The sequence below is a fragment of the Streptomyces sp. NPDC002446 genome (genome assembly GCF_053595675.1).
In genome coordinates this window covers 1-1,290 of sequence record NZ_JBSFYC010000170.1, presented here as the reverse complement: position 1 = coordinate 1,290, position 1,290 = coordinate 1, and the positions used below count along the sequence as shown (strand labels likewise).

Annotated in this window: 1 protein-coding gene; it reads right to left on the bottom strand. The window is 67.6% G+C overall.

The window, feature by feature from the left end:
• On the bottom strand, positions 1-1,265 hold a 1,265-nt coding region (locus ACWD6P_RS37025), incomplete at its 3' end, for an acyltransferase domain-containing protein (protein ID WP_451448614.1).
• Positions 1,266-1,290 lie beyond the last annotated feature (25 nt).

Sequence of the window (1,290 nt, the reverse complement as noted above, 5' to 3'; positions counted from 1 at the left end):
GTTCCCTCGTCACGGCGCAGCGAGCCCGCCACGACTACGTCGTCGAGAGTCTCCTGGACGCTCACGGTCAGGACCGGGTGCGCACTCGACTCCACAAAGGTCGTAAAACCCTCCGCCGCAAGGGAACGAACCCCGGCCTCGAACTGCACCTGACGACGCAGATTCCGGTACCAGTACGCGGCATCCAGACCCTCCGTGTCGAGGAACGTGCCCTCCACCGTGGAGTAGAAGGGGATGGTGCCGGACTGCGGCCGTACGGAATCAAGCGCCTCCAGCAGCTCCTGCTCGATGGCCTCCACATGCGCCGAATGGGAGGCGTAATCCACCGCAATACGACGCGCCCGAATGCCATCGGCTTCACAAGCCGCGGCAAACGCCTCTACTGCATCGGCGTCACCGGACACCACCGTCGATGACGGCCCATTCACTGCGGCAATGCTCAACTCACCGTCTGCAACGAGGCGTTCACGCACCTCCGCCTCGGGGAGAGCGATGGACGCCATACCGCCCCGCCCAGCCAGCTCACGACCGATGACCTGCGAACGCAGCGCCACCACCCGCGCGCCGTCCTCCAACGACAGACCACCCGCCACCACAGCAGCAGCAATCTCCCCCTGCGAATGACCGATCACCGCATCGGGAACCACGCCGACGGAACGCCACAACTCGGCGAGGGACACCATCACCGCCCACGTCACCGGCTGAACCACATCCACCCGGTCCAAAGCACGCCCCTCGGAAACAACCTCCAACAGATCCCAATCCACAAACGGCGCCAGCGCCTCCGCGCACCGCCCCATCCACTCGGCGAACACCGGCGAAGCCGACAACAACTCCGCCCCCATGCCCGCCCACTGCGACCCCTGACCAGGGAAGACCATCACCGTCCGGCCAAGCTCACGGCCCGAACCCAGCACCACACCAGCCGACTCACGGCCCGCGCCCACCGCAGCCAGCGCATCGAGCAGCCCCGCCCGATCGGCCCCCAGCACCACCGCGCGCCGCTCAAAACCCGACCGCGACACCGCCAACGACAGCCCCACATCAACCGGTTCCAGCTCAGGCGCAGCCGCCACGAACGACCCCAGCCGCTCCGCCTGCGCCCGCAACGCACCCTCACCACGACCAGAGACCACCCACGGCACCACACCCACAGCCACAGGCGCAGCCGCACAATCCCTCGGCTCCTCCTCCGCCTCCACCACCGGAGGCTCCTCCACCACCGGAGGCTCCTCGATGATCGCGTGCGCATTGGTCCCGCTCACACCGAACGACGACACACCCGCACGC